This is a genomic window from Streptomyces sp. ADMS, from assembly GCF_033441795.1.
In the GTDB taxonomy this organism is placed as follows: domain Bacteria; phylum Actinomycetota; class Actinomycetes; order Streptomycetales; family Streptomycetaceae; genus Streptomyces.
Genome location: NZ_JAVFVX010000111.1, coordinates 1 through 23,655, shown reverse-complemented (window position 1 = coordinate 23,655; position 23,655 = coordinate 1). Strand labels below are relative to the sequence as shown.

Sequence of the window (23,655 nt, the reverse complement as noted above, 5' to 3'; positions counted from 1 at the left end):
GCGGTGCTTGCGTCGCCTGCTGTGAGGGACCCGCCGATGCTTCCGGACCCGACCGTACCCGCATCCCTGCTCACCCACGACTGGGCCCGGTACGGAGGATCCCGCGTGGATCTCGACCAAGCTCCGCCGGACGATCATCGCGGCCCGATTTATACCCATCGACACCGGTCAGCCCACCGATACCGAAATCCGCGCCGTCCAGCACGCATGGGCCGCAGCCAGCACAGACTTGGCATGACGGTTGGTCAGAATGACGAAAGTCGAGTCATTCACGCCGACAAGGATCTGCACCGCGAGCTCACCGCCCCGGCCAGTTAGGATTCCGGCCCGGTCGAGCCCCCGGAGGTCACCTGTGACTGACAGAGAGCCGGGCCGCGACTTCGCCAGATGCTCGGCGCGGCTGATGGGCTGGATACGGAGTAGCGCGAGCCGGGCTCCTCCATCGGGCGTGGCCTGTCACCCCAGGAGATCAACTCCGCCCGTCCCGTGATCCCCTCGACCGAGGCCAGTCCAGCACGGTCAACTCGGGCCACTGCTCCCGCCACCGAGCCGCCTTCGCCTCGTAGACGGCCCTTGGAGCAAGCACCGGGTTCGGCCGGACGACGAGGTTGAACACGTCCGACAGCCCGTGCGGTGCGTACACCCGCCACCGGCCGCCCCGTTCCAGGCGTACACCCAGACAGCACGTCGTCGCCGCGAAGCTGTCGATCGCCGCCTCGGTGGATGGGTGCGGCGGGCATGGGACGCCGAACTTCTCCTCGTACCAGAGGTGCACCCGGGCCTCGTTACGGATCTCGACCTCTGCGGGCAGGCCGGCGAAGACCTCGCGCCCGGCTTGGATCGCCCTGTCCTCCGCCTCCCAGGACAGATCACCGTCGTCGAAGTAGAAGACGTCGTAGTCCTTGATTCCGTGGGTCGGCGGCCTGTCCGTGACCACGTTCCACACGGTCTGGAACAGGCACCCGGCTGTCACGTACCACCCGGGCAGATCCAGCGTCGAGGTGCGGGCCAGCACCTCCACCAACACGTCGTTGCGGGACAACACCTCGCGCAGAGAACGGAGTTGTTCATCGAGGGGAAGCCGACCGATCATCGGCCCTGCCTACCACAGGGCGACGCATTACACCTCGGGGCGCTTGGCAACGAAGGAGCCGAGTCCCGGCTCGGTATACGTAAGCCCTTCCTCCCGCAACGCACGGAGCACCTTGTGTGCGGTCGCGTTGGCGATCCCGAACTCCTCGGTGAGCTGCACGACGGAGGGGACACGCGTACGCGGGGCATACGTGCCGTCGGCGATGCGACCTCGCACCACCTCGGCAACCTGGCGCCAGCGCGGGATGTCGGGAACAAATTCGATCACCGTTCCAGGATGCGTATACCTAGACCATTGTGCGATGCAGGGAACCCCTAGCATGCCTAGAATGCTTCACGTACCGTGGGCTACGCAGGACCCCCGCAACGGGAGCAAGCCGTCCGGGGGCATGGCCACCAGTCAACTTGAACGGAGCTGATGACAGTGAAAGACCCTATCGACCGCCTCATCGCCTGGGTGAGCACTCTGCTCACCCCACGCGGCACGCACCGCCGCACCCGCCCGCCCGTCCCTCTCGTACCCACCTCTCCACCGGCCGTCCGAACCACACTCCCCACCCACCGCAGCCCGTACGGCCTGGACGCCCACGCCCCTCTCGACGGCACCGCCACCAGGTCCGTACGCCCGTACCTCACCGCTCATGAACAACGGCTGCGCCGCCGGGAGTTGGCCATGTCCACCCTGGGGCTGGACATGCCCGGCCCGTACTGGATCCACGGGATGGAGGTCGCCTGATGGGAGCGGAACCGGAGGCAACGGAGTCGCCTGTACTACCTTCCGGGCCTCGCCTGTTGCCCTGGTCCGGCGCCGAGGGCAAGGCGTGCTTCCTGATCACCGACGACCACGGCGGCCCCGTATCCCGCCTGGCCGACGCGACGGAGGCCGTCCAACTCGGGATGGGCGCCGAGCTCCTCGCCCACGCCAACGAGCTACTCCCGGGCACTCCACGCGGCGAACTCCGCTTCCTCGCCGAGCGGTTGACGGAGGCCCTCCGGGATGCGCTCCGCGTGGCCGAGAGCCGGGGGCAACGGCTGCACCGGTTGAACTGAGCGTTGTGCAGAAGGTGCTGGCCTGCTGGGTTGGCCTTCCGGGGAAGTTGCGGGCGGCCGACCAGGCGATGAGGCGGCGGACGACGTCGTAGCCGCCTTCTGCAAGGACGGCGACGGGCGCGGACCAGGCAGGGTCGTCCTGGTCGGGCTCACCAGTCCCGGGTGGCGATCAGCTCCTCCACATCCGCGTCCGTGAACCCGTATGCCGACGCGACAAACCAGAAGTCCTCGGCGATCACTTCGCGCGCAACCGTCTCGATCTCACTCCCGGCTGCCTCGAACGCCGCCTCAAGGAGGTTGAACTCCTCCGTCGCGGCCTGCGTGAGCGCGTACAAGGCCGCCAGATCCGACGGTTGTTCAGCCTCGATCCGCTCGCACAGGCGCAGCAGGATCGCCCTGCCCTGGTCGACGACGTGATCGGGGTAGTACGAGTCCGCGTACATCTGCCGCAGAAACGCGTGCCCTGCCACCTGCTGGGTTGTGATCGGCATAACGCTTTCCCCATCCCGCATCCCGTTGGAAGAACTGACGCGCCGATCATGCACGACACCACTGACAACGACGTCGCCCATGACTGCCAGACCGCTCGTGTGCGGGTCACCGTTCCCGCCCGTCCCCCTCCAGTTCCAGTTCCAGCCCCTCCGCCAGCACCTCCGCCAGATGCCGCCCCCTCACCCCCGCCAGTTGCTGAAGCTGCGTCCGGCAGGAGAACCCGTCCGCCAGCACCACCGCCCCCTCGCCCGCTTCCCGTACCGCCGGCAGCAGCCGTTCCTCCGCGCAGGCCGTCGACACCTCGTAGTGGCCCTGCTCGAAGCCGAAGTTGCCGGCCAGGCCGCAGCAGCCGCCCGCCAGTTCACCCGTCAGGCCCGCCGCCGTACGCAGGCGGCGGTCCGCCGCGTCGCCCAGTACCGCGTGCTGGTGGCAGTGGGTCTGGCCCGTTGCCGGGCGGTCCACGCGGGGCGGGGTCCAGTCAGGGGCGTGGTGCTCCAGAGTCTCCGCGAAGGTGAGGACCGCGTCCGCGAGGCGTCGCGCGCGTGGGTCGGCAGGCAGCAACTCCGGCAGGTCCGCGCGGAGGGCCGCCGCGCAGCTCGGTTCCAGGACCGCCACCGGGGTGCCCGCGTCCAGAACCGGTTCCATGACGTCGAGCGTGCGGCGCAACACCTTGCGGGCTCGGTCCAGTTGGCCCGTCGAGATGTACGTCAGGCCGCAGCAGACCCGGGTGCGGGTTCGACCGGCCGGCGCCAGCGTCACGTCCAGGCCCGCCGCCTCCAGTACACGTACGGCCGCCTGCCCCACCAACGGCGTCAAGTGCTCCGTGAAGGTGTCGGGCCAGAGGACCACCGGTCGGCCTCCGCCGCCCCGCGCCGCCCTCTTCCTCCCCCACCACCGGCTGAACGTCTCCCCCGCCACAGCCGGGATCTCCCGCTCGGGCGCGATTCCCCCCAGCCGTTTCGCCACCGTCGCCAACACGCCCACCGAGGCGAGGGAGTTGACCACCCGCGCCGTACGCGTACGAGCGACAGCCCCCAGCCACACCGGCAGCCAACCCATCGCATAGTGCGCCGCCGGGCGCAGTCGGCCGGACCAGTGGTGGTGGAGGAACTCCGCCTTGTACGTGGCCATGTCGACCCCGACCGGGCAGTCCGAGCGGCAGCCCTTGCAGGAGAGGCACAGGTCCAGGGCGTCCCGGACCTCCTCCGAGCGCCAGCCGTCCGTGATCACCTCGCCCGCGAGCATCTCGTGCAGCAGCCGGGCCCGCCCGCGCGTGGAGTGCGCCTCCTCCCCCGTCACCCGGAAGGACGGGCACATCACATCCGCACCTCCGCCGCTCCCCGAACCACCGCCCGGTGTACGGCACTTGGCCACCCCCACGCACCTGCTCACCGCCGCCGAGAAGTTCCCGCCGTCCGCCGGGTAGCCGAAGGCCACGTCCACCGGCTCGCGGGGGAGGACCGCGAAGCGGAGGTTCTCGTCGAGGCGGGCGGGGCGGACCAGCATGCCGGGGTTCAGGAGGTCGTCCGGATCCCAGAGGGCCTTCGTGCGCTCGAAGAGGGCGATCACCTCGGGGGCGTACATCTTCGGGAGCAGTTCCGCTCGGGCCTGGCCGTCGCCGTGTTCGCCCGAGAGGGAGCCGCCGTGTGCCACCACCAGCTCCGCCAGCTCCTCCGAGAAGCGGCGGAAACGGGCCACGCCCGGCGCCGTCCGCAGGTCGAAGTCGATGCGTACGTGGATGCAGCCGTCGCCGAAGTGGCCGTACGGCGTGCCTCGTAGGCCGTGGTCCCGCAGCAGCCCTCTGAAGTCCCTGAGGTACGCGCCCAGCCGGAGCGGAGGTACCGCGCAGTCCTCCCAGCCGGGCCAGGCCTCCGTGCCGTCCGGCATCCTCGTCGCCGTGCCGCTCGCGTCCTCCCGGACGCGCCACAGCGCGCGTTGGCCGGCCGGGTCGGACACCACGAGGGCGTTCGTGACGTCCGCCGCGCGCACGATCGCGTCCGCACGCGCGCGTGCCTGTGCCGGGTCCGCGCCCTCCGTCTCCACGAACAGCCAGGCGCCGCCCCGGGGGAGGTCCGTGGCGGAGCGGACCAGGTCGGCGGCCATGCCCTCGACCGTCAGTGGCCCGTACGGCAGCAGGCCCGCCGCCGCCTCCGCCGCCGCGCTCTCGTCGGCGTACGCCAGCACGGCCAGCGCACACGCGCGTGGGGCCCCGACAAGCCGTACGACCGCCTCCGTGACGATCCCCAGGGTGCCTTCCGAGCCGCAGAAGGAGCGGGCGACGTCCGCGCCCTTCTCCGGGAGGAGTGCGTCCAGCGCGTACCCGGAAATGCGGCGGGGGAGGTCCGGGAAGCCCGTGCGCAGGCGGGCCGACTCTTCCTCCGCCAGACGCCGCAGGCCTTCCGGGGCGCCCGCCCAGTCCCGGCCCAGGAGGAGGCGGTCGCCGCGCGCGCGGATGACCGTCAGCTCGCGCACGCTGTCCGCGGTCGTGCCCCAGGCCACGGAGTGGGCGCCGCATGAGTTGTTGCCGATCATGCCGCCGAGCGTGCAGCGGCCGTGCGTCGACGGGTCGGGGCCGAAACGCAGTCCGTGCGGGGCTGCGGCCTCCTGGAGGCGGTCGAGGACCAGGCCCGGCTGAACGACCGCCGTCTGTTCCTCGTGGTTCAGGGAGAGGAGTTGATTCATGTGCCTGGTGAAGTCCAGAACGACCCCCGTGCCGGTCGCCTGGCCCGCGATCGACGTGCCGCCGCCGCGCGCGACGACCGGCACGCCGTGCGCCCGGCAGACGGCGAGGGCCGCGGCCACGTCGTCCGCGTCGCGCGGGGCGACCACGCCGAGGGGGACGCGCCGGTAGTTCGACGCGTCCATGGTGTTCAGCGCCCGGGACATGGCGTCGAAACCGACCTCGCCCCGGACGGCACCCCGCAGTTCCGCCTGCAGCGGCCGAAGATCCGTCATGACACCAGCATGCATCCCACCACTGACAGTGACCGTCCGGGCAGAGCGGGAAACGTGGACGGTTTGTGGGGACCGAACCGAAACACCGCTAATTCGATCACTAACTCCCCTATAGTTGCGGCGAGTTGAGCACCATCAGTCACCTCCCGCTCACGAACCGATCACACCGGCACCCCCGCAGGGCCGACCACGGCCCAGGCAGCACCACCGAGGACCCAGCCGAGGAACCGACCGAGGACCGCTTGATGACCGCGCCCCGCCAGCCCGGCGAACGCCCCGCCTACCGCACCCTCCTGCCCGCCCCGCTGCTCACCGCCGTACTCGCCGCGCTCGCGGTGGCCGGCGCGGTCGCCCGGGCGCCGGACGAGGCGCGCGGCCCGCTCACCCTGGGCGGGGCGTTCGCCGCGCTGCTACTGAGCGTGGCCGTCGGCGTGGCCGTCCACGGCGTCCGGTCCTCCCGGCTGCTGCGCGAGCGGCTCGCCGCGGTCACCGACGACGCCGGTCGCCTGCTGCACGACCGGACCCGTCTCACCGAGGAGCTGAACCACGTACGGGCCGGCCTGACCGCCGATCTGGAACGGGAACGCGCGCGCGTGTCCGCCGATCTCGCCCGCGACCGCGCGCGCCTCACCGAGGCCTCCGCCCAGGAGTTCACCCGCCTCCAGCAGGACAAGGCCCACGAGATCACCCTCCTCACCGAGGGCAACGCCCGCCTCACCGAAGAGCTGTGCCAGGCCAACCAGGAGCGGGCGGCGGCCCTCGCGGCGACCGCCAACGCGGCCGGACGTATGCAGGCGCTGGCCACGAGCACCCTCGCCGACCTGCGCGCCATGGAGGACCGTCACTCGGACGAGGACGTCGTCGCCGACCTCCTCCACCTCGACCACCGCACCGCCCAGGCGGGCCGCCTCGCCGACTCGATCGCCGTCCTCTCGGGCGCCCGCTCCGGCCGCCGCTGGGCCCGGCCGATCGTCATGGAGTCGATCCTGCGCGGCGCCATGGGCCGCATCAGCGGGTACCAACGCGTGCGCGTGCACTCCGCCAGCGATGCCGCCGTCGCCGGACACGCCGCCGAGGGCGTCATGCACGCGCTCGCCGAAATCCTCGACAACGCCGCGAACTTCTCGCCGCCGACCGCCGAGGTCCACGTGTACGTCGAGGAGGTTCCCGCCGGGGTCATCGTGTCCGTGGAGGACAGCGGCCTGGCCATGAGCGAGGTTCAGCTGCGCCGCGCCGAACGGGCCGTCTCCGGCGGTGACCAGGAGCCCGGGGAGCCCGGGGAGCCCGGCAAGGGGAAGGGCAGCGGGCGGAGCGCCGACGGCATCGGGCTCGGCGGACTCACCGGCACCCGCCTCGGTCTCTCCGTCGTCGGCCGGCTGGCCCGGAAGTACGGTCTCAAGGTCTCCTTCCGCCCCTCGGCACGCGGCGGCACCGGCGTCCTGGTGCTCATCCCGCAGGACATCCTGGCCGGGGACATGGTGACGGCGGAGCCGCTCCCGATGCCGTCGCCGGTGGCACAGCCGGTACCGGAGACGCCTGCGGCCCCGGTACCCACGCCCGGCGAACCCTGGGAAGCACGTTCCGAGGAACAGGAACTGGAACAGCACCCCCAGGTGTCGTACGCGGAGGAGGCGCAGCCGGAATGGCCGTACCCGGGGGAGGCTTTCCCGGAGGGGTCGTACGCGGGGGAGGCGTACGCGGACGGGCCCGCCGCGCAGAACCCGTACACGGAGCGGCCCTACGCGGAGGAGTCGTACGCCGACGGGCCCGCCGCGCAGAACCCGTACACGGGGCAGTCGTACGCGGACAAGCCGTCGGAGAAGCCGTACGAGGGACAGCCCCACGCCGAGCAGTCGTACGCGGCCTCCCGCGCCCCCGCCAGCGACCTGGACCCGGACCCCGTGCCCACCCACGAGTCCCCCGACCATGCCCCGGCGCACCCGGAGAGCCATTCCGCGGAGGAGCCCTACGACCTGCTCCCCAAGCGGCGCCGGGGCCGTACGCTCGCCGAGGCCGAGCGTGCCCGGGGTGACGTGCGAGCGGACGGGCCGAGGTTCACCGTCCCTCTCGCGCCGCCCGACCCGGAGCCCGACGACACGCGCGAGCGCGTGGCACGTTTCGGGACGTTCCGGCAGGCCCTGCGCGGCACCGTGCCGGATCAGGCGGCCCTCCAGGGCAGCACGAACCCGGAGCCGGCACCCGCTCCCTCGTCCGCCTCGTCGTCCGCCCGTTCGTCCGTCTCGTCGTCCGCGCCCCCGGCGGAAGCCGCGCCCTCTCCCCCCACCTCCCACCCGGAAGGCGACCCCACCTGATGACCGGCACTGGCCTCGGCCCCGGACCGACGACCGCCGACGAGAAGCTGGCCTGGCTCATCGAGGGCCTGCTGGAGCGCACCCCGGGTGCCCGGCACGCGCTCGTGCTCTCCCGGGACGGCCTGAAGCTGTGCCGTACGCCGGAGCTGTCCGTCGACCAGGCGGACCAGCTCGCCGCGATCGCCGCCGGTATCCAGTCGCTGTCGCACGGCGCGTCCGTGGAGTTCGGGGACGGCAGCGGAGGGGTGCGTTCCGCGATGACGGAGTTCTACGGCGGCGTCCTGTTCATCGTCGAGGCGGGCCAGGGCGCGCATATCGCCGTCGTCACCGCCGAGGACGCGGACGCCGGGCTCGTCGGCCACAACATGAGCGAACTCGTCGAGCAGATCGGGGACCACCTGCGCGCCCAGCCCCGTACGGCCCAGCCCCGTACGGCATGAGCAGAGCGTCGGGACAGCCGGGGAACCGTCCGAACCGTCCGGGAAGGGACGATTCTCCCGACCGTCTCTACACCCTCACCGGAGGGCGCAGCCGCTCCGCGCCCGACAACCCGTTCGATCTGGTGACGCTGGTCGTCGCCGAGTGCGATCCGGCGCTGGGGATGCAGTCCGAGCACGCGGCGATCCTGCGGCTCACCGAGCGTCCCACGGCCGTGGTGGAGGTCGCCGCCATGCTGCGGCTGCCGGTGGGCATCACCAGGGTCCTGCTCGCCGACCTCCTCGCCGCCGGCCTCGTCAGCGCCCGCCATCCGCGCCGGACCGCCATCACCGACCCCGACATCCTGGAGCAGGTGCTCGTTGGACTCCGCAACCTCTGACCCCGCAGTAACCGACCCACGGCCACTCCTGCGCGCCTCCGCCGACAACGGGCTGAAGATCGTGGTCGTCGGCGGCTTCGGCGTCGGCAAGACGACGCTCGTCCGTTCGGTGAGCGAGATACGTCCGCTCAGTACCGAGGAGACGATGACCCGGGCCGGCGAGGCCCTCGACGACGTCAGCGCGGTGCGCGACAAGAACGCGACGACCGTCGCCTTCGACTTCGGCCGCATCACGCTCGACGCCCGCAACGTGCTGTACCTGTTCGGCGCGCCGGGCCAGGAACGTTTCTGGTTCCTCTGGGACCGGCTGTTCACCGGCGCGCTCGGCGCGGTCGTCCTCGTCGACACCCGCCGCCTCGACGACTCCTGGTACGCCATCGACCGCCTCGAACAGCACGGCACCCCCTTCGTCGTGGCCCGCAACGACTTCGGCGGCCAGGACTTCGCCCCGCAGGACATCCGCGACGCGCTCGACCTCGACCCCGACGTACCGCTCGTACACTGCGACGCACGCGCCCGGAGTTCCAGCAAACGGGTGCTGATCGCACTCGTGGAACACGCGAAGCACCGCTACCGGAGTTCGCGCCCGCGCCCGCGTTCGTACGATGGCCAAGTGCCCGCCCGTCACAAGGAGTTGCCCCTGTGAGTGCCCATGTCCCGCTCAGCGGTGCCCGGTTCAGGACCGAACCCGACCGGCTGTACCGGGAAATGCGGCGCGACCACGGGCCGGTGACCCCGGTGCTGCTCGACGGGGACGTACCGGCGTGGCTGGTGCTCGGCTACCGCGAACTGCATCAGGTCACCGGCGATCCCGTGCTGTTCAGCCGGGACTCGGAGCTGTGGAACCAGTGGGAGAAAATCCCCGCCGACTGGCCGCACCTGCCGATGATCGGCCGCGGCCAGCCCTCGATCCTCTACACCGTCGGCGAACGCCACCGCGAGCGCGCCGCGATGGTCGGCAGCGCGCTGGAGGAAGCCGACCCGGTCGAACTGCGGTCGTACACCGAGAAGTTCGCGGACGAACTGATCGACTCCATCTGCGCGCGGGGCGAGGCGGACCTCGTCAAGGAGTACGCGACGCGGCTGCCGGTACGGGTCATGGCCCGGCTCTTCGGTTTCGCCGACGAGGACGGACCGGGCCTGGTCACCGCGGCGAACGACATGGTCAACGGACAGGAGGCCGGCCCGGCGGGCCAGCGGCACCTGGTCATGTCGATGGGCCGGCTGCTGGCGGCCCGCAAGGCACGTCCCGCCGACGACGTGGCCTCGCGCCTGCTCGCGAACCCGTACGGCTTCACGGACGAGGAGATCGCCCACGATCTGATGATCATGATCGCGGCGGGGAACGAGCCCACCGCCGACTGGATGGGCAACTCGCTGCGCCTGATGCTCACGGACGAACGGTTCGCGGCCTCCCTCTTCGGCGGCCGCAGCAGTGTCGCCGAGGCGATGAACGAGGTCCTGTGGGAGGACGCGCCCGTACAGACCATGCCGGGGCGCTGGGCGTCCCGCGACACCCGCCTGGGCGGCCGGCACATCCGTACGGGTGACCTGCTCCTCCTCGGCCTCCAGGGCGCCAACTCCGACCCCCAGGTCCGCACCGACGGCTCCGCCCTCACCGGCGGCAACAACGCCCACTTCGCCTTCGGACACGGGGAACACCGGTGCCCGTTCCCGGCGCAGGAGGTCGCGGAGGTCATCGCGAGGACGGGCATCGAGGTCGTCCTGGACCGCCTCCCGGACATCGACCTGGCGGTCCCGGCCGAGTCGTTGAGCCGCCGCCCGTCACCGTGGCTGCGGGGCCTCACGGAACTGCCGGTGCGGTTCACTCCGACGCCACGACTTCTCAGCCCGTCCGGGGGCACCCCCTCTGGGGGAGTTTGAGGACAAGGCCCGTTCAGGGCCGTAGGGATGGTCTGGGCCGTAGGGATGGTCTGGGGGCACAGCACCCAGGAACGGGCACCCCAGCCAAGGGCGCCCTCAACCCCCGCCAAACCCGCGGAGCGCATCTCACACGACGGACCACGTTTCCTCGACGTTTCCCAGAACGGCTACGCTCCCCCCGTGGCTGACATCCAGATCCCCGCTGACATCAAGCCCGCCGACGGCCGTTTCGGCGCCGGCCCCTCCAAAGTGCGGACGGAAGCGCTGGACGCGCTGGCCGCCACCGGTAGCTCACTCCTCGGTACCTCCCACCGGCAGGCCCCGGTCAAGAACCTGGTCGGCAAGGTGCGCGAGGGCATCAGCGAGCTGTTCTCGCTGCCCGACGGATACGAGGTCGTCCTCGGAAACGGCGGCTCGACCGCGTTCTGGGACGTCGCGACCCACGGTCTGATCGAGAACAAGTCGCAGCACCTCACCTTCGGTGAGTTCAGCTCGAAGTTCGCGAAGGCCGCCAAGCTCGCCCCCTGGCTCGCCGACCCGACCGTCCTCTCCTCCGACCCGGGCACCCACCCGGACCCCGAGGCGGAGGCGGGCGTCGACGTCTACGCCTTCACCCACAACGAGACGTCCACCGGTGTCGCCGCTCCCATCAAGCGCGTACCGGGTGCCGACGAGGGCTCCCTCGTCCTCGTGGACGCCACGTCCGGCGCCGGCGGCCTGCCCGTCGACATCGCCGAAACCGACGTCTACTACTTCGCCCCGCAGAAGTCCTTCGCGGCGGACGGCGGCCTCTGGCTGGCCGCGTTCTCCCCGGCCGCGATCGAGCGCGCCGAGCGCATCCACGCGAGCGGACGCCACGTACCGGAGTTCTTCTCGCTGCCCACGGCGATCGACAACTCGCGCAAGAACCAGACGTACAACACCCCGGCCCTCGCCACCCTGTTCCTCCTCAACGAGCAGCTTGAGTGGATCAACGGCCAGGGCGGCCTGGACTGGGCGGTCCGCCGCACCGCCACCTCCGCCCGCACCCTGTACGGCTGGGCCGAGGACATCAAGTACGCGAACCCGTTCGTGACGGACCCGGCGAAGCGCTCGCAGGTCATCGGCACGATCGACTTCACGGACGAGATCGACGCCGCCGCCGTCGCCAAGGTCCTGCGCGCCAACGGCATCGTCGACACGGAGCCCTACCGCAAGCTGGGCCGCAACCAGCTCCGCGTGGCGATGTTCCCGGCGATCGACCCGGCGGACGTCGAGGCGCTGACGAAGTGCATCGACTACGTGATCGAGAAGCTGTAGCCGCTTCCCGTATTCCCGTACCTGAGCGCGTACGTAGTTGGGGGCACCCGGTAAGTACCGGGCGCCCCCTCTTGCTCTCGGGCCGGGAGCCCACTCACCGCGCGGCGGCGTCAGTGAGGATTGCCCGAAGTCGGGCTCGGCACTCGGCGACGAAGGCGGGGAAGGTGTGCCAGTAATAGGAGATTCCACTGGCCCCCACCGCGATCGCCCAGGCGCGGGCACGAGTCCAGGTCACATCGTCGAGGTTCAAGGTGTCCCAGTAGGCCTGTCGTGCTTGTGGCGGCAGGTCCCAGAGCGTGGAGTGCTCGGCGTCGGGCAAACCCACCGAGAGTCCTCCGAAGTCGATGACTGCGTGGAGCTTGCCTTCCCGGACCAAGAGGTTGGTCGGTTTGAGGTCGCCGTGGAGCCATACGTGAGGTCCGGAGGCCTCGGGCAGTGCGAGCGCGGCTCGCCACAACTGTTCCAGAGAGTCAACATCGAGTTCAGAACCCACGGTGGTTCGGCAATCGTCGAGACACCTGGCGATCCACTGGTCGCACGGCCCCAGGCCGCCTCCGCGGTACCAGCTGAGGCTGTCCGCGCGAGTCGCCCCCATGAGGTCGACGCTGTGGAGTTCCCGCACGACCGCCGCCAGGTCGGCTCCGAAGGCGGCCCAGTCCCGGACGGTGTCCGGGCCGGCTTCGGCACCGTCGATCCAGCGGTGGACCGACCAGACCAGCGGGAAGACGTCGGTGGGCGTCCCGGCGTGGACGGGCTGGGGAATCGGACGTGAGAGGAGGGGCGCCAGGCGAGGAAGCCATTCCTGTTCCTTCCGCACGGACCGCCCCTTGCCGGCGGTTCGGGGAAGTCGCACGAGCAGGTCATCGCCCAGCCGGTACATGGTGTTGTCCGTGCCCGCGCCCGCGGGCGACAACGGTAGGTCAGCCCACTCCGGGCGCTGTGCCTTCAGCAGTGACCGGACCAGCGTCTCGTCGACCGGGATCTCATCCTCGTGAAGCGTCACGTCGGAGATCTCACCGCAAGAGGGAACGGGAAGCCAGCGACTTTCTGAACGAGGCAGGTTCGCTCTCGCGCTCGGTGGGCAGAGCGCGAGAGCGCCGCCCTTCTTCCGCCGTGTGCACCGTGACGTAGAACCGCACCAAGACACCTACGTCCTCAAGCTGTTCATTGCGCACTGCCACCCCCTCGTGCAACGAGGGCCGGGCCGGGGGCTCCCAGCACGACTCGGAGGCGAGGAGTGGCAAGCCTCGTCCGCTCTCTGCTCGTTGGCGCTCCGAACACCTCCACCAGCGACACCAACGTGCCCTGGCAGGGCTGGGAAGGGGCCCCACGTACGGGTCCGGCTGCCGTGGGGCCTCGTCGAGGTCGGGCACCTGGGCGCTGCACCTACCCCGCTGCGGCGGACGCGGACGCGCAACGTGGGCAACGCCCAGGACCAGAACGACGCACACGACCGCACCCCCCGAACCGACAAGCAGCGGGCGAGCGAGCGCGAACCACCGAAGACGCATGGACGGGACTGAAGCAGTACCTACACACAGTGTTCGCGGGCCTGGCCGCAGACCGCGGCACCAACGACCTCATGACCACGAAACTAGAAGGCGTCACCTCCCTGGAGGCGATCCACGCTCACAACCGCATCACCATCGACGGGCTGCTCCGGCGCGGTCAGGAGCAGGGCACAATCCGCCCGGACCTCACCACCGAGGACCTGCTCTTCGCCCTGGCGGCGCTGGGCCGCGCTGTCCCCGCGCTCACCACGACAGTCCCGGATGCCTGGCTCCGCCCGCTCACCCTGCTCCTCGACGGCCTTCGGGCCCGCCCGGCCGTGCCCCCTCTCCCCGCGTCGGCTCTCACGTCCGCCCAGCTCGGCAAGGTGCTGCTCAACCTCGCTCCGCATGGGCAGCGTTGAAGGGTCACCGGTCACACGGTTGCCCTGGGGGACCACCCGGACCACGCACGTGCCCCGGTTCCGGCCCGTTCCGGAACCGGGGCTGCTGACATCCCCGGGCCGTCGGCTACTCCACCGCCGACACCCCTAAGTGGTCGGCTCCGGAAGTTCTTCGGGGGTTGACTCCGGCGTCGGTACCGGGCGTTGGTCGTTAGCTGCCGGTGGCGGCGAGTTGAAGGTGGGCAATCGACGGTGTCCTCGGGGAGGCAGACTAACGAGCCGGTGGGCACGAGCGAGTCCTCGTGGTAGTCGGTGCTGGCGGTGGACTGTGTTCGACCTGTTCAGGGCAGGCGCCGTAGGGCGGCGCCGAGGATTGCCACACCTTCGCTGATGTCGGTGGGCGTGCTCGCCGCGTAGCCGAGGACCAGCCCGGGTCGGGATGGACGTTGACTGTGCCATGAGAGTGGCTGCACTTTCACGCCCCGCGCAAGCGCGGCGGCTGCGAGGTCGGTGTCGGCGAACTCGGTGTCGAAGGTGATCGTCAGGTGCAAGCCGGCTGCGGCGCCATGTACGACCGCGTTGGGAAGGTGGGTCGTGATCGCATCGACCATGGCGTCCCTGCGACGGCGGTGTCGTGTGCGCAGGTGCCGCAACTGGCGTTCCATCTCACCTGATTCCATGAACCGGGCCAGCACCTGCTGCGGCAGTGCCGCGTTGCCCAAGTCGGCGAACCGCTTGGCGGCAACAAGAGCATCGTGGTACTTCGGCGGCGCGAGTACCCAGCCGATGCGCAGTGAGGGGGCGAGGAGTTTGGAAACGCTCCCGGCGTAGCAGACGTGGTCGGGCAGTATGGATCGCAGGGCGGGTACCGGAGGCCGGTCGTAGCGGTGCTCCGCGTCGTAATCGTCCTCGATGATCAGTCCGTCGTTTTCGGTGGCCCAATGCATCAGTTCACGACGCCGTGCCCCGCTGAGCACTACTCCGGTCGGGAACTGATGTGCGGGAGTCAACAAGACAGCTGGAACTGCCATGCGGTGCAGTACGTCGATGCGCGCGCCCTCGGAGTCGACGGGGACCGCCGGCGTGTCCAGCCGTTGGTTGCGCAGATGCTGGCGGGCCCCAAGTGATCCTGGGTCCTCCACAGCTACCGCGGGGATCCCGTCGTCGCGCAGTACGTGTCCGAGCAGGCTGAGTGTCTGGGCGGTGCCGGCGACGATGAGTATCTCGTTAGGGTCCGCCCTGATTGCGCGGTTGCGGGCGAGCCAGTTGGCGATGGCATGACGCAGTGCCGGTGTCCCGCGAGGGTCTGCGTATCCAAGGTCGGTCGCCGAGAGGCTTGCGAGTGCGGAGCGTTCGGCACGCAGCCACGCTGATCGCGGAAACGCGGCAAGGTCGGGAACGCCGGGCGACAGGTCGATCCGGGCGGGTGCCGCGCGCATCATGTCGAAGATGTCCGCACTGGGTGCGGCGGCGAACAGCGCACTTGGCGGCGGTGGAGCGCCGGGCGCGGTCGGGGGCACTTCCGGCGGCACGGCGGGAGCGGCGACAACGATCGTTCCGTTGCGGCCGCGTCCTGCCGCGTGCCCGTCTTCTATCAGTCGCTGGTACGCCTCTGTGACCACGCCGCGCGATACCCGCAGTTCGCCGGCCAGAACCCGGGTGGCCGGCAGCTTGCTCCCCACTGGCAGGCGGTGGTCCGATATCGCGAGCCGAAGCTGCTGGGCCAGCCAGTCGGATCGCCTGCCCATCGGTGCATCGTCGATGTTCAGTTGCAGGAAGTCGGATCCGGAGACTATGGACTGGTCGGATGGGTGTGGATTGGACCTGTTCATCGAGCCATAGTGGCAGCAGGGTGAACGCATGGATACAGCGATGGCATCTCCTGAAGTGGCCGTGACGGCCCGCTATGTGCACGGATACTCGGATCGCGAGGCGGCTCGGCTCGGCGACCAGGCGGACACCTTGGCGGCGTTGTTGCATGCGGGCACGGTCTACCCGGCCGGTAGCCGGGTGCTGGAGATCGGTTGCGGGGTCGGTGCCCAGACGATCCACCTGGCCCAGGCCAGCCCGGGAGCGCGCATCACCGCGGTCGACCGGTCCGATGGTTCCCTTGCACAGGCCCGCGCCCGTGTCGCGGCCCACGCACCGGGGGCGGATGTGGAGTGGTATCGCGCTGATCTGTTCGATCTTCCCTTTGCTGATGCGGAGTTCGACCATGTTTTCGTCTGCTTCGTCCTGGAGCATCTGTCAGACCCCCGGCAGGCGCTGACCGCGCTGCGGCGCGTGCTGCGGCCCGGGGGCGCCATCACCGTGATTGAAGGGGATCATGGATCGGCGTTCTTCCATCCGACCAGCGCATACGCCCGCGCCGCGATCGAATGCCAGGTCCAGTTGCAGTCCGCCGCAGACGGAAACGCGCTGATCGGCCGGCAGTTGCAACCGCTGCTGGCTCAGGCCGGATACGACGACATCGTGGTTCGTCCTCGCACGGTGTATGCCGACCAGACCCGGCCCGCACTGGTCGACGGCTTTACTCGCAGCACCTTCATCGCCATGGTCGAATCAGTCCGGGACGATGCGCTGGCAGCAGGGCTCATGACCGCGGGCGACTGGGACCGGGGGATCACAGACCTGCACCGCACCGCACAGGCTACCGGGACCTTCCACTACACGTTCTTCAAGGCCGTCGCCGTGAACCCATCCAGCGTCGCCAGCGCGGGCCAGTGACCGTCATCATCACTCTCATTCTGCTGGCGACCACCGCCTGGGGCCTGGAGCGTAACCACCGTCGCCAGCCTTACCAGCGACCATCGCTGAACGGCAGCACAGACGTCCACGACCGGGATGCCGAGCGCGTCCGGGCCGAACTACGTGGCGCCGCTGACTGGGCTGAGCCGCGGCCTTTGGGGGTGCCTGTCGTCAATGATCACGCCACCAGCAACCAAGGCAGCCGGTGAAACTATCGTCAAGATAAGCACCCATGAAGATCGATTACTACCGATCGGCCTTCCTGTCATGCCTGTTACTGCTGCCTGTCTCATCACTTTGACCGCATCCCAGCGCCACCGGCTCAAGAAGATGGCCTACGGCCACAAGACCCCCCACCGGGACCGACAACGGGCCACGATCGTTCTGCTCGCCGCTCGCGGCTGCCCGAACGCCAAGATCGCCGTCCAGACGGGCACGCACGTCGACACGGTGCGCGCCTGGCGCGGTCGGTTCGCCGCAGGCGGCCTGCCCGCCCTGACCGACCGCATGCGCTCGGCCGCCCGCGCCGCCTCACCCCTCTGCAGGTCGCCGAGGTCAAGGCGCTGGCCTGCCAGCTGCCCGCCGAGACCGGGGCCCCGCTGTCACGCTGGTCGTGCCCGGAACTGGCGCGCGAGGTCGTCGCCCGCACTATCGCTGGCTCGATCTCCGCCTCCACCGTGCGACGCTGGCTCAAGGACGACGCGCTCAAGCCCTGGCAGCACCGGTCCTGGATCTTCACCCGCGACCCGGACTTCCGGACCAAGGCCGCCCGCATCATGGACCTGTACGCCCGCGCCTTCGACGGCGTCCCACTGGGTCAGGACGAGTACGTAATCTCCAGCGACGAGAAGACCTCGATCCAGGCCCGCTGCCGCTGCCACCCCACACTGGCACCGGGCCAGGCCCGGGCCATGCGCGTCAATCATGAATACCAGCGCGGCGGCGCACTGGCGTACCTGGCCGCCTACGACGTCCACCGCGCCCGCGTCTTCGGACGCTGCGAGCCCACTACCGGCATCATGCCTTTCATGAACCTGGTCACCCAGGTCATGACCACCGAGCCCTACGCCAGCGCGAAACGCGTCTTCTGGATCGTCGACAACGGTTCCTCCCACCGAGGCAAAACCGCCATCGACCGCCTGACCAAGGCGTTTCCCAACACCGTCCTGATCCACACTCCCGTCCACGCCTCCTGGACCAACCAGGTCGAGATCTTCTTCTCCGTCGTCCAACGCAAAGTCGTGGCACCCAACGACTTCACGAACCTCGACCAGGTCCGGGACCGGCTCCGAGCATTCGAAGACCGCTACAACGCCACGGCACAGCCGTTCCAGAGGAAGTTCACCACCTACGACCTGGACGATCTACTGGCCCGGCTCGACCGACACACACTCGATCGACAAGAAGAATCCTCCGCCGCACTGGCAGCATGATCAACCCCCGAAGGACTTCCGGAGCCGACCACTAAGGCACTAAGGCACTCAGGCACTCAGGCACTCAGACCTACGCTCCTGTGCCTACGCGCCCTCACGTAGCCGTACAGCTCACCACCGGCACACCCCCACCCCCCGGCGCTCCCCCGAACCCGAAGCTCGCCGAACTCCCCACCGCCACGCTCCCGTTGTGAGCCGCGTTCACAGCTGTGACCGTCGCCCCGGTCTGCGTGTGCGTCGCGTTCCACATGCTCGTGACCGTCTGTGAACCGCCCCAGGTCCACGTCACCTTCCAGGACTTCAGCGCCACCGTTCCCGAATTGGTCACCTTCACCTCGGCGTTGAACCCGCCACCCCAGTCGCTGCTGACGGTGTAGGAGGCGGCACACGCCGCCGTACTACCGGTACCGCCGCCGTCACCACCCCCTCCCTCGTCGCCGCCGCCCGCCGGGAACCCCGGCGCCTTCACGCTCGCCAGATACCCGTCCTTCACCGTGTCGACCGTCGACCAGTCGTCCTTCAGAATCCCGCCCGTGTCACCGGAGTTGGGGTTCCAGGACCAGAAGGTCCAGTGGAAGGAGTCCGAGCCGTAGGCCGCTGTCGGCCGCAGATAGTCGACCAGCGCGGCCAGCCACCGCTGGTCCACGGTCGACTGGAGCGTCGTGCCGAACTCCCCCACCCACACCGGCGCGATGTTCTGCTTGAAGATGTAGCCCCAGTACTTGTCCCAGATCCCCGGCATGTTGGCGGGGAAGGACGGGTCACTGAACCAGCTCTGCTGGGCGACGCTCGTCGCGTAGTCGTGGGCCGAATACACCACCCGGTTCGCCACATCCAGCTGGACCGGATACTGCGCGACCCCCATCAGGTTGCCGCCCCACCAGCCGGAATCCCCGTTGTGCGTCTGCACGCCCTCCACGAACACCAGCAGCTGCGGATTCACGGAGAGCACCGCGTTGCCCGCCCGTTGCGCCGCCAGTCGCCAGTCCCTCGTCGTGTCGCCGCAGCCCCAACAGGCCGTATCGTGCGGCTCGTTGTGCAGGTCGATGCCGATGACCGTGTCCTGGCCGGAGTAACGCGCCGCCAGTGCCTTCAGGTTGGCGATCCACGTCGACTCGGGCACCGCCGACGTGTACCAGAGCGCCGACTGCCCGTTCGCGTCCGGCCGATGCCGGTCCAGGATGACCTTGAGGCCGAGCTGACCGGCGTACGCGACCAGCTTGTCCATGATCTGGAGCGAGCCCAGGCCCTGCAGGTCGGCGTTCTTGCCGCTGCTGAAGTCGATGCTGTTGGGGACGGTGGACGGCTTGAAGATGTCGTCGCTGTAGGGCATCCGGATGGTGTTGTAGCCGAGCGACTTCATCTGGTCGATCATGCTCTTGTAGTCGCGGGACCAGAGGCCGTGGACCACATAGTTGGCGGTCTCGAAGCCGAACCAGTTGATGCCGGCGATCCGGACCGGCTGCCCGGCCGCGTCCAGGATCTGCCGCCCGCTGGTGTGCCAGTAGCCGGCGCCGGCGTCCGCCGCACGGACGTCCGCCGCGCCGGCATCGGCCGAGTGGGCGGTCTGCGCACCGGCTCCCAGCGGTATCAGGAGCACGGCGGCGGCAGCGCACAGCGCTCTTCGCAAGCTGCGGAAGCGGAACATGTCGCTCGTTCCTCTCGGGAGGCGCGGCCCCGGAATCGATGGGAGCGCTCCCACACACCGCGCACCTCCCAGGAAACTGACACAACATGCCCACGTCAAGACTCGCGGCACTCCGGGATGCGTGCGACGTTCAGCGGCTCAGGGTGACGACCGGAGCCGGAGCTACCGGCGCGCTTCATAGAAACCCCGGGACCACCGTGAACGCGACTACCCGGCCGCCCGACCGCCCGACCGCCCGGCCGCCCGGCCGCCCGGCCGCCCGCTGGGATGACTACGACGGCCGCCGCCGAAGCCGCTTGAGCCCGAAGTAGGCGACGAAGAGCAGGGCGGCGGCGACGGCGACGGTCCTGACGTTCCCCTCCGAGCCCCCGCTCCCGTCCTCGTCGGAGGCCGAACTCCCGTTGCCGGAAGCCGAGTCGGAGTCACCGGACGTGCCGTACGAAGGGGCGTCCTCGGCCTCGACCCCGCTTTGGGCGCCCTCGCTTCCGTACATGATCTTGGACCCGTCACGGCTGTACGTGACCGACTCCCCCTGCCCCTGCAGGGGCACGTCGAGCTGCCCCTGCCGCTTGAGCTTTCCGCCGTTCCAGGCGTAGGAGACGCCTCCGAAGTAGCCGCGTACCGCCAGCTGCTGCCCGTCGGGCGAGAACGCGGCGTCCGTGGCCCACATGTCGACGGCGGCGACGGGCCGGAAGACGTTGGTGCCGGAGGGGGAGAGCTTGGCCGGGCCCGCGTACAGATGCCCGCCGTCCTCCTGCTTGTCGATGATGTAGACGCGCCCGGTCTTCGGATGCACGACGAGGGACTCGGCGTCGCGGGACCCGTCCGAGTACTTCACGACGTACTGCGTGGCGCGGATCGTCTGGTTCTTGAGCACCTTGGGCTCGGCGAGCTGGTAAACCCACACATAATCCCAGGTCACACCATCATTGTCGCCGATGTCGCCGACGTAGATCTGGTTGTCCGGCCCGATGGAGATGGCCTCGATGTCGCGGGGCGTGCCGACGCCGGTCATGGTGACCGTGGCGACGGTCTGCCCGGTCGCGCTGTCGACCGCGTACAGGAAGGCCCCGTCGTCACTGTCGTTGTGGGTCCAGTAGATGCCGGGGTGGAGGCGGGAGGCGGCGAGACCGCTGGACTCGGTGATCCGCGGGTCCTTGATGGTGAAGTCCTGGTCACCATCGGCAGCGGAGGCGGGCGCGGCGAGCGCCCCGACGAGTAGGCCCCCGGCGAGGAGGGCGAGCGATCGGCGCATGCCCCCAAGCGTGCCATCCCGGCGATCGATACGAGGCCCATGACCTTGAGCGCCCCGCGGATCACCTGTCGGCCGACGCACGATTTGCGCGCGACCGGCGCGCGACCGACGCACAACTGCCCGCAAGCTGACCGCAAGCTGACATTTACCTGACACCGCGTGGCCCGACTCACACACCGCACCCGCCCCACACCCCTCTCGCCATCCCTCATCATGAGCGGATGCTCAGGTTGATGCCCGTAGGCGACTCCATGACCATCGGCAGCGCCGGCGAACACACCTGGCGCTACCGGCTGTGGCAGCACCTGCGGGAGACGTACGGCGGCCCGTTCCGGATCGTCGGCCCGCGCGAGGCCCTGTACGACAAGGCGACGGACACCGCCGACTCGTACGAGTACGCCGACCCGGACTTCCCCCGCGCCCATCTGGCCGGCTGGGGCGAAGGCTGGCACCACATGACCCCGCTGATCGCGGACGCGGTACGCGCCCACAAGCCGGACGTCCTGCTGGTCTCCCTGGGCCTGATCGACCTGGGCTTCTACACGGACGCGGAACAGACGGCGGAGAAGGCGCGCACGTTCATCGCCGAGGCGCGGCGGTCCAACCCCCGCATCGCCATCGCCCTGCTCCCGGTCATCCCGAACGTCCGCGCGGAGTCGGACCCGCCCTTCGGCGCCGAGGTCACCCTCTTCAACGAGCTCCTGGCGAAGACGGCGGCCAACCTGGACGAGCCCCGCTCCCCCCTGCTCCTGACCTCGCCGCCACCGTCGTACGACGTCAACCACGACACGTACGACGGCACGCATCCCAACGCGAAGGGCGAGCACAAGATCGCGGGGGCGTTCGCGGACTCCCTGTACGAGGCCTGGGACCTGGGGGAGCGGTACGGGGCTGAAACCGACTGACCGAATCCGGGCGTGCCATGGTCACCGTGCGTATCGTTGTACTGCACGGCTGCGCTCGTCCGGGGCACAGCCGGGGAGGAGTGCCACGGTGACCGTCCTTGAAGACAGGATCGAGATGGCCGACACCGCCGACAACAGCGACAAGCTGACGCTCGACACGATGTTCGAGTGGCTTGAGAAGAGCCCCATCCCCGACGGATACAGGGTCGAGATCGTCGGAGGGAACATCTTCATGTCGCCGCAGCGGGACACCCACTGGGAGATCATCGCAGCCATTTACGATCAGCTGCGCACCAAGTACCCGCGCATGCGCGTGAAGTCCGACGTCCGCATCGACTACCCGGGCCACCTCAACGGCTTCTCCTCCGACGTCACGCTCATGACCGAAGGTGCCGAGAAGAGCGACAAGGGCCTGTGGCGCTGCCAGGACGTCGAGTTCGTCGCCGAAGTGATCTCGAAGAAGACCGCCGCCAATGACTACGGCCCCAAGAAGTCCGCCTACGCCGAGGCCGAAGTCCCCGTCTATCTCATCGCCGATCCCTACCAGGGCAGGTGCTTCCTCTACACCCACCCCAAGAACGGCGAGTACGCGACCGAGACGAAACTCGCCTTCGGCGACGACATGGACCTTGGCGACACCGTCGTCGGCCTCACCCTCAGGACGGACGAGTTCCCCCGCGACTAGCGCCTGTCCCGCGAGTGGGAGACGCACGTCACGTTCACCCCTGTCACATCTCACCGAGCGGCTCCGTCCTGGATGTGTAAGCAGCACCCAAGACCGAGGAGCCCACCATGGAAGCCCGTTTGAACCTCTTCGCCAGCCCCATCGCCGCCAAGGCCACGAAGCACCTCGTCGCGGCGGCCAGGGTGGCCGGTGACTCGGCCCTGCCGGTCACGACACAGGAGCTGGTGCGGCTCCGCGCCAGCCAGATCAACGGCTGCGGTTTCTGCACCGACATGCACACCAAGGAAGCCGCCGCCGCGGGAGAGACCGCGCAGCGCCTCCACCTGGTCGCGGCGTGGCGGGAGGCCACGGTCTTCACCGACGCCGAGCGCGCCGCGCTGGAGCTGACGGAGCAGGCCACCCGCATCGCGGACGCGGCCGGCGGGGTCACGGACGAGGCCTGGGCGAACGCCGCCAAGTACTACGACGAGGACCAGCTCACCGCCCTGGTCCTCACCATCAGCCTCATCAACACCTTCAACCGGATGAACGTCATCGTCCAGCAGCCCGCCGGCGACTACCAGCCCGGTATGTTCGCCCAACTCTGAGCCCGACCAACCCTGTTGGGCGACGTCGACCCAGTTGCACCCGGCGTCGCCCGACGGGAACCGGTACCCGCGACGGGAACCGGTACCCGCGACCGCCTCGGAACACCGTGCCGCCGTCAGAACCCGGTGCCCCGCCCCCACCCGCCCTGCCTAGAGCGCACTCCACGACGTTGGCTGAACACTCATGAAGTACACGCAGCTCGGACGCACAGGACTCAAGGTCAGCAGGCTCGTTCTCGGGACCATGAACTTCGGCCCCCAGACCGACGAAGCCGACAGCCACGCGACCCTGGACGCGACCCTGGCCGCGGGGATCAATTTCTTCGACACGGCCAAGTAGGCAGTTTGATGCAACGAGTCACAAGTGACCGCCGCCCCCTGCAGAGGAGCGGCGGTCACGGGCTCGGAGAGCCTGCCGCTCACCAGGCGAAGGCCTCCGGCGACGGTCCCGGGCCCGGGAAGATCTCGTCGAGCGCGGCCAGCAGGTCCTCGCTCAGCTCCAGCTCGGACGCCCGTACCGCCGACTCCAACTGCTCCGCGGTGCGCGGGCCGACGATCGGGCCGGTGACGCCGGGGCGGGTGAGCAGCCAGGCGAGAGCCGC

At 69.6% G+C, this 23,655-nt stretch carries 23 protein-coding genes and 3 pseudogenes; 17 read left to right on the top strand and 9 right to left on the bottom strand.

Annotated elements, in window-relative coordinates; genetic code table 11:
* Positions 1-469: 469 nt before the first annotated feature.
* Together RB628_RS32970 and RB628_RS32965 are read right to left on the bottom strand one after the other, a co-directional pair.
* A complete protein-coding gene (locus RB628_RS32970) occupies positions 470-1,093 on the bottom strand; it encodes a nucleotidyltransferase family protein (protein WP_318324285.1) in 624 nt (207 codons plus the stop codon).
* A 27-nt stretch (positions 1,094-1,120) separates the two neighbouring features.
* Positions 1,121-1,360: a winged helix-turn-helix domain-containing protein gene (locus tag RB628_RS32965; RefSeq protein ID WP_318324284.1), complete on the bottom strand. Its 240-nt coding sequence runs from the start codon at positions 1,358-1,360 to the stop codon at positions 1,121-1,123.
* Between the two features lie 150 nt (positions 1,361-1,510).
* Between RB628_RS32965 and RB628_RS32960 the strand changes: the two genes are divergently transcribed.
* Both RB628_RS32960 and RB628_RS32955 read left to right on the top strand, forming a co-directional pair.
* Entirely contained in the window at positions 1,511-1,828 is a 318-nt protein-coding gene (locus tag RB628_RS32960) for a hypothetical protein (protein WP_412180760.1), read from the top strand.
* Positions 1,828-2,142, top strand: coding sequence for a hypothetical protein (locus RB628_RS32955; protein WP_318324283.1), 315 nt, complete (start codon positions 1,828-1,830; stop codon positions 2,140-2,142). The genes RB628_RS32960 and RB628_RS32955 overlap by 1 nt, the downstream gene beginning before the upstream one ends.
* Positions 2,143-2,291: 149 nt before the next feature.
* On the opposite strand, the gene RB628_RS32950 is transcribed toward RB628_RS32955, so the two are convergent.
* Positions 2,292-2,633 (bottom strand): DUF5713 family protein, encoded by a 342-nt coding sequence (locus RB628_RS32950; protein ID WP_318324282.1) that lies wholly within the window; start codon positions 2,631-2,633, stop codon positions 2,292-2,294.
* A gap of 106 nt (positions 2,634-2,739) precedes the next feature.
* A complete protein-coding gene (locus RB628_RS32945) occupies positions 2,740-5,589 on the bottom strand; it encodes an FAD-binding and (Fe-S)-binding domain-containing protein (RefSeq protein ID WP_318324281.1) in 2,850 nt (949 codons plus the stop codon).
* A 245-nt stretch (positions 5,590-5,834) separates the two neighbouring features.
* Here RB628_RS32945 and RB628_RS32940 point away from each other — a divergent pair, with 245 nt between their 5' ends.
* The 6 genes from RB628_RS32940 (at position 5,835) to serC (ending at position 11,901) form a co-directional block, all read left to right on the top strand.
* The gene (locus RB628_RS32940; RefSeq protein ID WP_318324280.1) at positions 5,835-7,901 is read left to right on the top strand and encodes a sensor histidine kinase; all 2,067 of its coding nucleotides are present in this window, start codon (positions 5,835-5,837) and stop codon (positions 7,899-7,901) included.
* Complete coding sequence (locus RB628_RS32935; RefSeq protein ID WP_318324279.1) at positions 7,901-8,341, top strand: roadblock/LC7 domain-containing protein; 441 nt, start codon at positions 7,901-7,903, stop codon at positions 8,339-8,341. Before RB628_RS32940 ends, RB628_RS32935 begins: the two co-directional genes overlap by 1 nt.
* On the top strand, positions 8,338-8,718 hold the full coding sequence (locus RB628_RS32930) for a DUF742 domain-containing protein (RefSeq protein WP_318324278.1): 381 nt from the start codon (positions 8,338-8,340) through the stop codon (positions 8,716-8,718). The genes RB628_RS32935 and RB628_RS32930 overlap by 4 nt, the downstream gene beginning before the upstream one ends.
* Entirely contained in the window at positions 8,699-9,364 is a 666-nt protein-coding gene (locus RB628_RS32925) for an ATP/GTP-binding protein (RefSeq protein WP_318324277.1), read from the top strand. Before RB628_RS32930 ends, RB628_RS32925 begins: the two co-directional genes overlap by 20 nt.
* Complete coding sequence (locus RB628_RS32920; RefSeq protein WP_318324276.1) at positions 9,361-10,602, top strand: cytochrome P450; 1,242 nt, start codon at positions 9,361-9,363, stop codon at positions 10,600-10,602. The genes RB628_RS32925 and RB628_RS32920 overlap by 4 nt, the downstream gene beginning before the upstream one ends.
* A 180-nt stretch (positions 10,603-10,782) precedes the next feature.
* Positions 10,783-11,901, top strand: coding sequence for a phosphoserine transaminase (gene serC / locus RB628_RS32915; RefSeq protein WP_318324275.1), 1,119 nt, complete (start codon positions 10,783-10,785; stop codon positions 11,899-11,901).
* Between the two features lie 94 nt (positions 11,902-11,995).
* On the opposite strand, the gene RB628_RS32910 is transcribed toward serC, so the two are convergent.
* Positions 11,996-12,904 carry an aminoglycoside phosphotransferase family protein gene (locus tag RB628_RS32910; protein WP_318324274.1) on the bottom strand — a complete coding sequence of 303 codons (909 nt, stop codon included), beginning with the start codon at positions 12,902-12,904 and terminating at the stop codon, positions 11,996-11,998.
* Positions 12,905-13,378: 474 nt separating this feature from the next.
* On the opposite strand from RB628_RS32910, the pseudogene RB628_RS32905 reads away from it, so the two are divergent.
* Positions 13,379-13,813 (top strand): annotated as a pseudogene (locus RB628_RS32905) (TetR/AcrR family transcriptional regulator); the annotation flags it as partial.
* 320 nt (positions 13,814-14,133) lie between these two features.
* Here RB628_RS32905 and RB628_RS32900 read toward each other — a convergent pair.
* Positions 14,134-15,624 carry a PLP-dependent aminotransferase family protein gene (locus RB628_RS32900; protein WP_318324273.1) on the bottom strand — a complete coding sequence of 497 codons (1,491 nt, stop codon included), beginning with the start codon at positions 15,622-15,624 and terminating at the stop codon, positions 14,134-14,136.
* 40 nt (positions 15,625-15,664) lie between these two features.
* Between RB628_RS32900 and RB628_RS32895 the strand changes: the two genes are divergently transcribed.
* The 4 genes and pseudogenes from RB628_RS32895 to RB628_RS32880 all read left to right on the top strand — a co-directional run bounded on the left by RB628_RS32895 (position 15,665) and on the right by RB628_RS32880 (position 17,973).
* A complete protein-coding gene (locus RB628_RS32895) occupies positions 15,665-16,519 on the top strand; it encodes a methyltransferase domain-containing protein (RefSeq protein WP_318324272.1) in 855 nt (284 codons plus the stop codon).
* Positions 16,516-16,749, top strand: a complete 234-nt coding sequence (locus tag RB628_RS32890; RefSeq protein ID WP_318324288.1) for a hypothetical protein — start codon at positions 16,516-16,518, stop codon at positions 16,747-16,749. Before RB628_RS32895 ends, RB628_RS32890 begins: the two co-directional genes overlap by 4 nt.
* A pseudogene (locus RB628_RS32885) lies at positions 16,637-16,996 on the top strand (hypothetical protein); the annotation flags it as partial. The gene RB628_RS32890 and the pseudogene RB628_RS32885, both read left to right, overlap by 113 nt.
* On the top strand, positions 16,942-17,973 hold the full coding sequence (locus RB628_RS32880) for an IS630 family transposase (RefSeq protein ID WP_318324286.1): 1,032 nt from the start codon (positions 16,942-16,944) through the stop codon (positions 17,971-17,973). The pseudogene RB628_RS32885 and the gene RB628_RS32880, both read left to right, overlap by 55 nt.
* A 94-nt stretch (positions 17,974-18,067) precedes the next feature.
* Here RB628_RS32880 and RB628_RS32875 read toward each other — a convergent pair whose 3' ends face one another.
* Both RB628_RS32875 and RB628_RS32870 read right to left on the bottom strand, forming a co-directional pair.
* Positions 18,068-19,621, bottom strand: coding sequence for a cellulase family glycosylhydrolase (locus RB628_RS32875; RefSeq protein ID WP_318324271.1), 1,554 nt, complete (start codon positions 19,619-19,621; stop codon positions 18,068-18,070).
* A 271-nt stretch (positions 19,622-19,892) separates the two neighbouring features.
* Positions 19,893-20,876 (bottom strand): WD40 repeat domain-containing protein, encoded by a 984-nt coding sequence (locus RB628_RS32870; protein ID WP_318324270.1) that lies wholly within the window; start codon positions 20,874-20,876, stop codon positions 19,893-19,895.
* Positions 20,877-21,097: 221 nt separating this feature from the next.
* Here RB628_RS32870 and RB628_RS32865 point away from each other — a divergent pair, with 221 nt between their 5' ends.
* From RB628_RS32865 to RB628_RS32850, 4 genes and pseudogenes are all read left to right on the top strand, one after another.
* Positions 21,098-21,781 (top strand): GDSL-type esterase/lipase family protein, encoded by a 684-nt coding sequence (locus RB628_RS32865; RefSeq protein WP_318324269.1) that lies wholly within the window; start codon positions 21,098-21,100, stop codon positions 21,779-21,781.
* Between the two features lie 88 nt (positions 21,782-21,869).
* Positions 21,870-22,466, top strand: coding sequence for a Uma2 family endonuclease (locus tag RB628_RS32860; protein ID WP_318324268.1), 597 nt, complete (start codon positions 21,870-21,872; stop codon positions 22,464-22,466).
* A gap of 107 nt (positions 22,467-22,573) precedes the next feature.
* On the top strand, positions 22,574-23,053 hold the full coding sequence (locus RB628_RS32855; RefSeq protein ID WP_318324267.1) for a carboxymuconolactone decarboxylase family protein: 480 nt from the start codon (positions 22,574-22,576) through the stop codon (positions 23,051-23,053).
* A 184-nt stretch (positions 23,054-23,237) separates the two neighbouring features.
* Positions 23,238-23,387, top strand: a pseudogene (locus RB628_RS32850) (aldo/keto reductase); the annotation flags it as partial.
* Between the two features lie 85 nt (positions 23,388-23,472).
* On the opposite strand, the gene RB628_RS32845 reads toward RB628_RS32850, so the two are convergent.
* A partial coding sequence (locus RB628_RS32845) for an aldo/keto reductase (protein ID WP_318324266.1) occupies positions 23,473-23,655 on the bottom strand: 183 nt, incomplete at its 5' end.

Excerpts from the sequence above, each read along its gene's own strand:
- RB628_RS32855 (WP_318324267.1), top strand. The coding sequence starts at position 22,574 with ATGGAAGCCCGTTTGAACCTCTTCGCCAGCCCCATCGCCGCCAAGGCC.
- RB628_RS32940 (WP_318324280.1), top strand. The coding sequence starts at position 5,835 with ATGACCGCGCCCCGCCAGCCCGGCGAACGCCCCGCCTACCGCACCCTC.
- RB628_RS32870 (WP_318324270.1), bottom strand. The coding sequence starts at position 20,876 with ATGCGCCGATCGCTCGCCCTCCTCGCCGGGGGCCTACTCGTCGGGGCG.
- RB628_RS32970 (WP_318324285.1), bottom strand. The coding sequence starts at position 1,093 with ATGATCGGTCGGCTTCCCCTCGATGAACAACTCCGTTCTCTGCGCGAG.
- RB628_RS32895 (WP_318324272.1), top strand. The coding sequence starts at position 15,665 with ATGGCATCTCCTGAAGTGGCCGTGACGGCCCGCTATGTGCACGGATAC.
- RB628_RS32960 (WP_412180760.1), top strand. The coding sequence starts at position 1,511 with ATGACAGTGAAAGACCCTATCGACCGCCTCATCGCCTGGGTGAGCACT.
- RB628_RS32930 (WP_318324278.1), top strand. The coding sequence starts at position 8,338 with ATGAGCAGAGCGTCGGGACAGCCGGGGAACCGTCCGAACCGTCCGGGA.
- RB628_RS32900 (WP_318324273.1), bottom strand. The coding sequence starts at position 15,624 with ATGAACAGGTCCAATCCACACCCATCCGACCAGTCCATAGTCTCCGGA.
- RB628_RS32935 (WP_318324279.1), top strand. The coding sequence starts at position 7,901 with ATGACCGGCACTGGCCTCGGCCCCGGACCGACGACCGCCGACGAGAAG.
- RB628_RS32865 (WP_318324269.1), top strand. The coding sequence starts at position 21,098 with ATGCTCAGGTTGATGCCCGTAGGCGACTCCATGACCATCGGCAGCGCC.
- RB628_RS32955 (WP_318324283.1), top strand. The coding sequence starts at position 1,828 with ATGGGAGCGGAACCGGAGGCAACGGAGTCGCCTGTACTACCTTCCGGG.
- RB628_RS32950 (WP_318324282.1), bottom strand. The coding sequence starts at position 2,633 with ATGCCGATCACAACCCAGCAGGTGGCAGGGCACGCGTTTCTGCGGCAG.
- RB628_RS32945 (WP_318324281.1), bottom strand. The coding sequence starts at position 5,589 with ATGACGGATCTTCGGCCGCTGCAGGCGGAACTGCGGGGTGCCGTCCGG.
- RB628_RS32875 (WP_318324271.1), bottom strand. The coding sequence starts at position 19,621 with ATGTTCCGCTTCCGCAGCTTGCGAAGAGCGCTGTGCGCTGCCGCCGCC.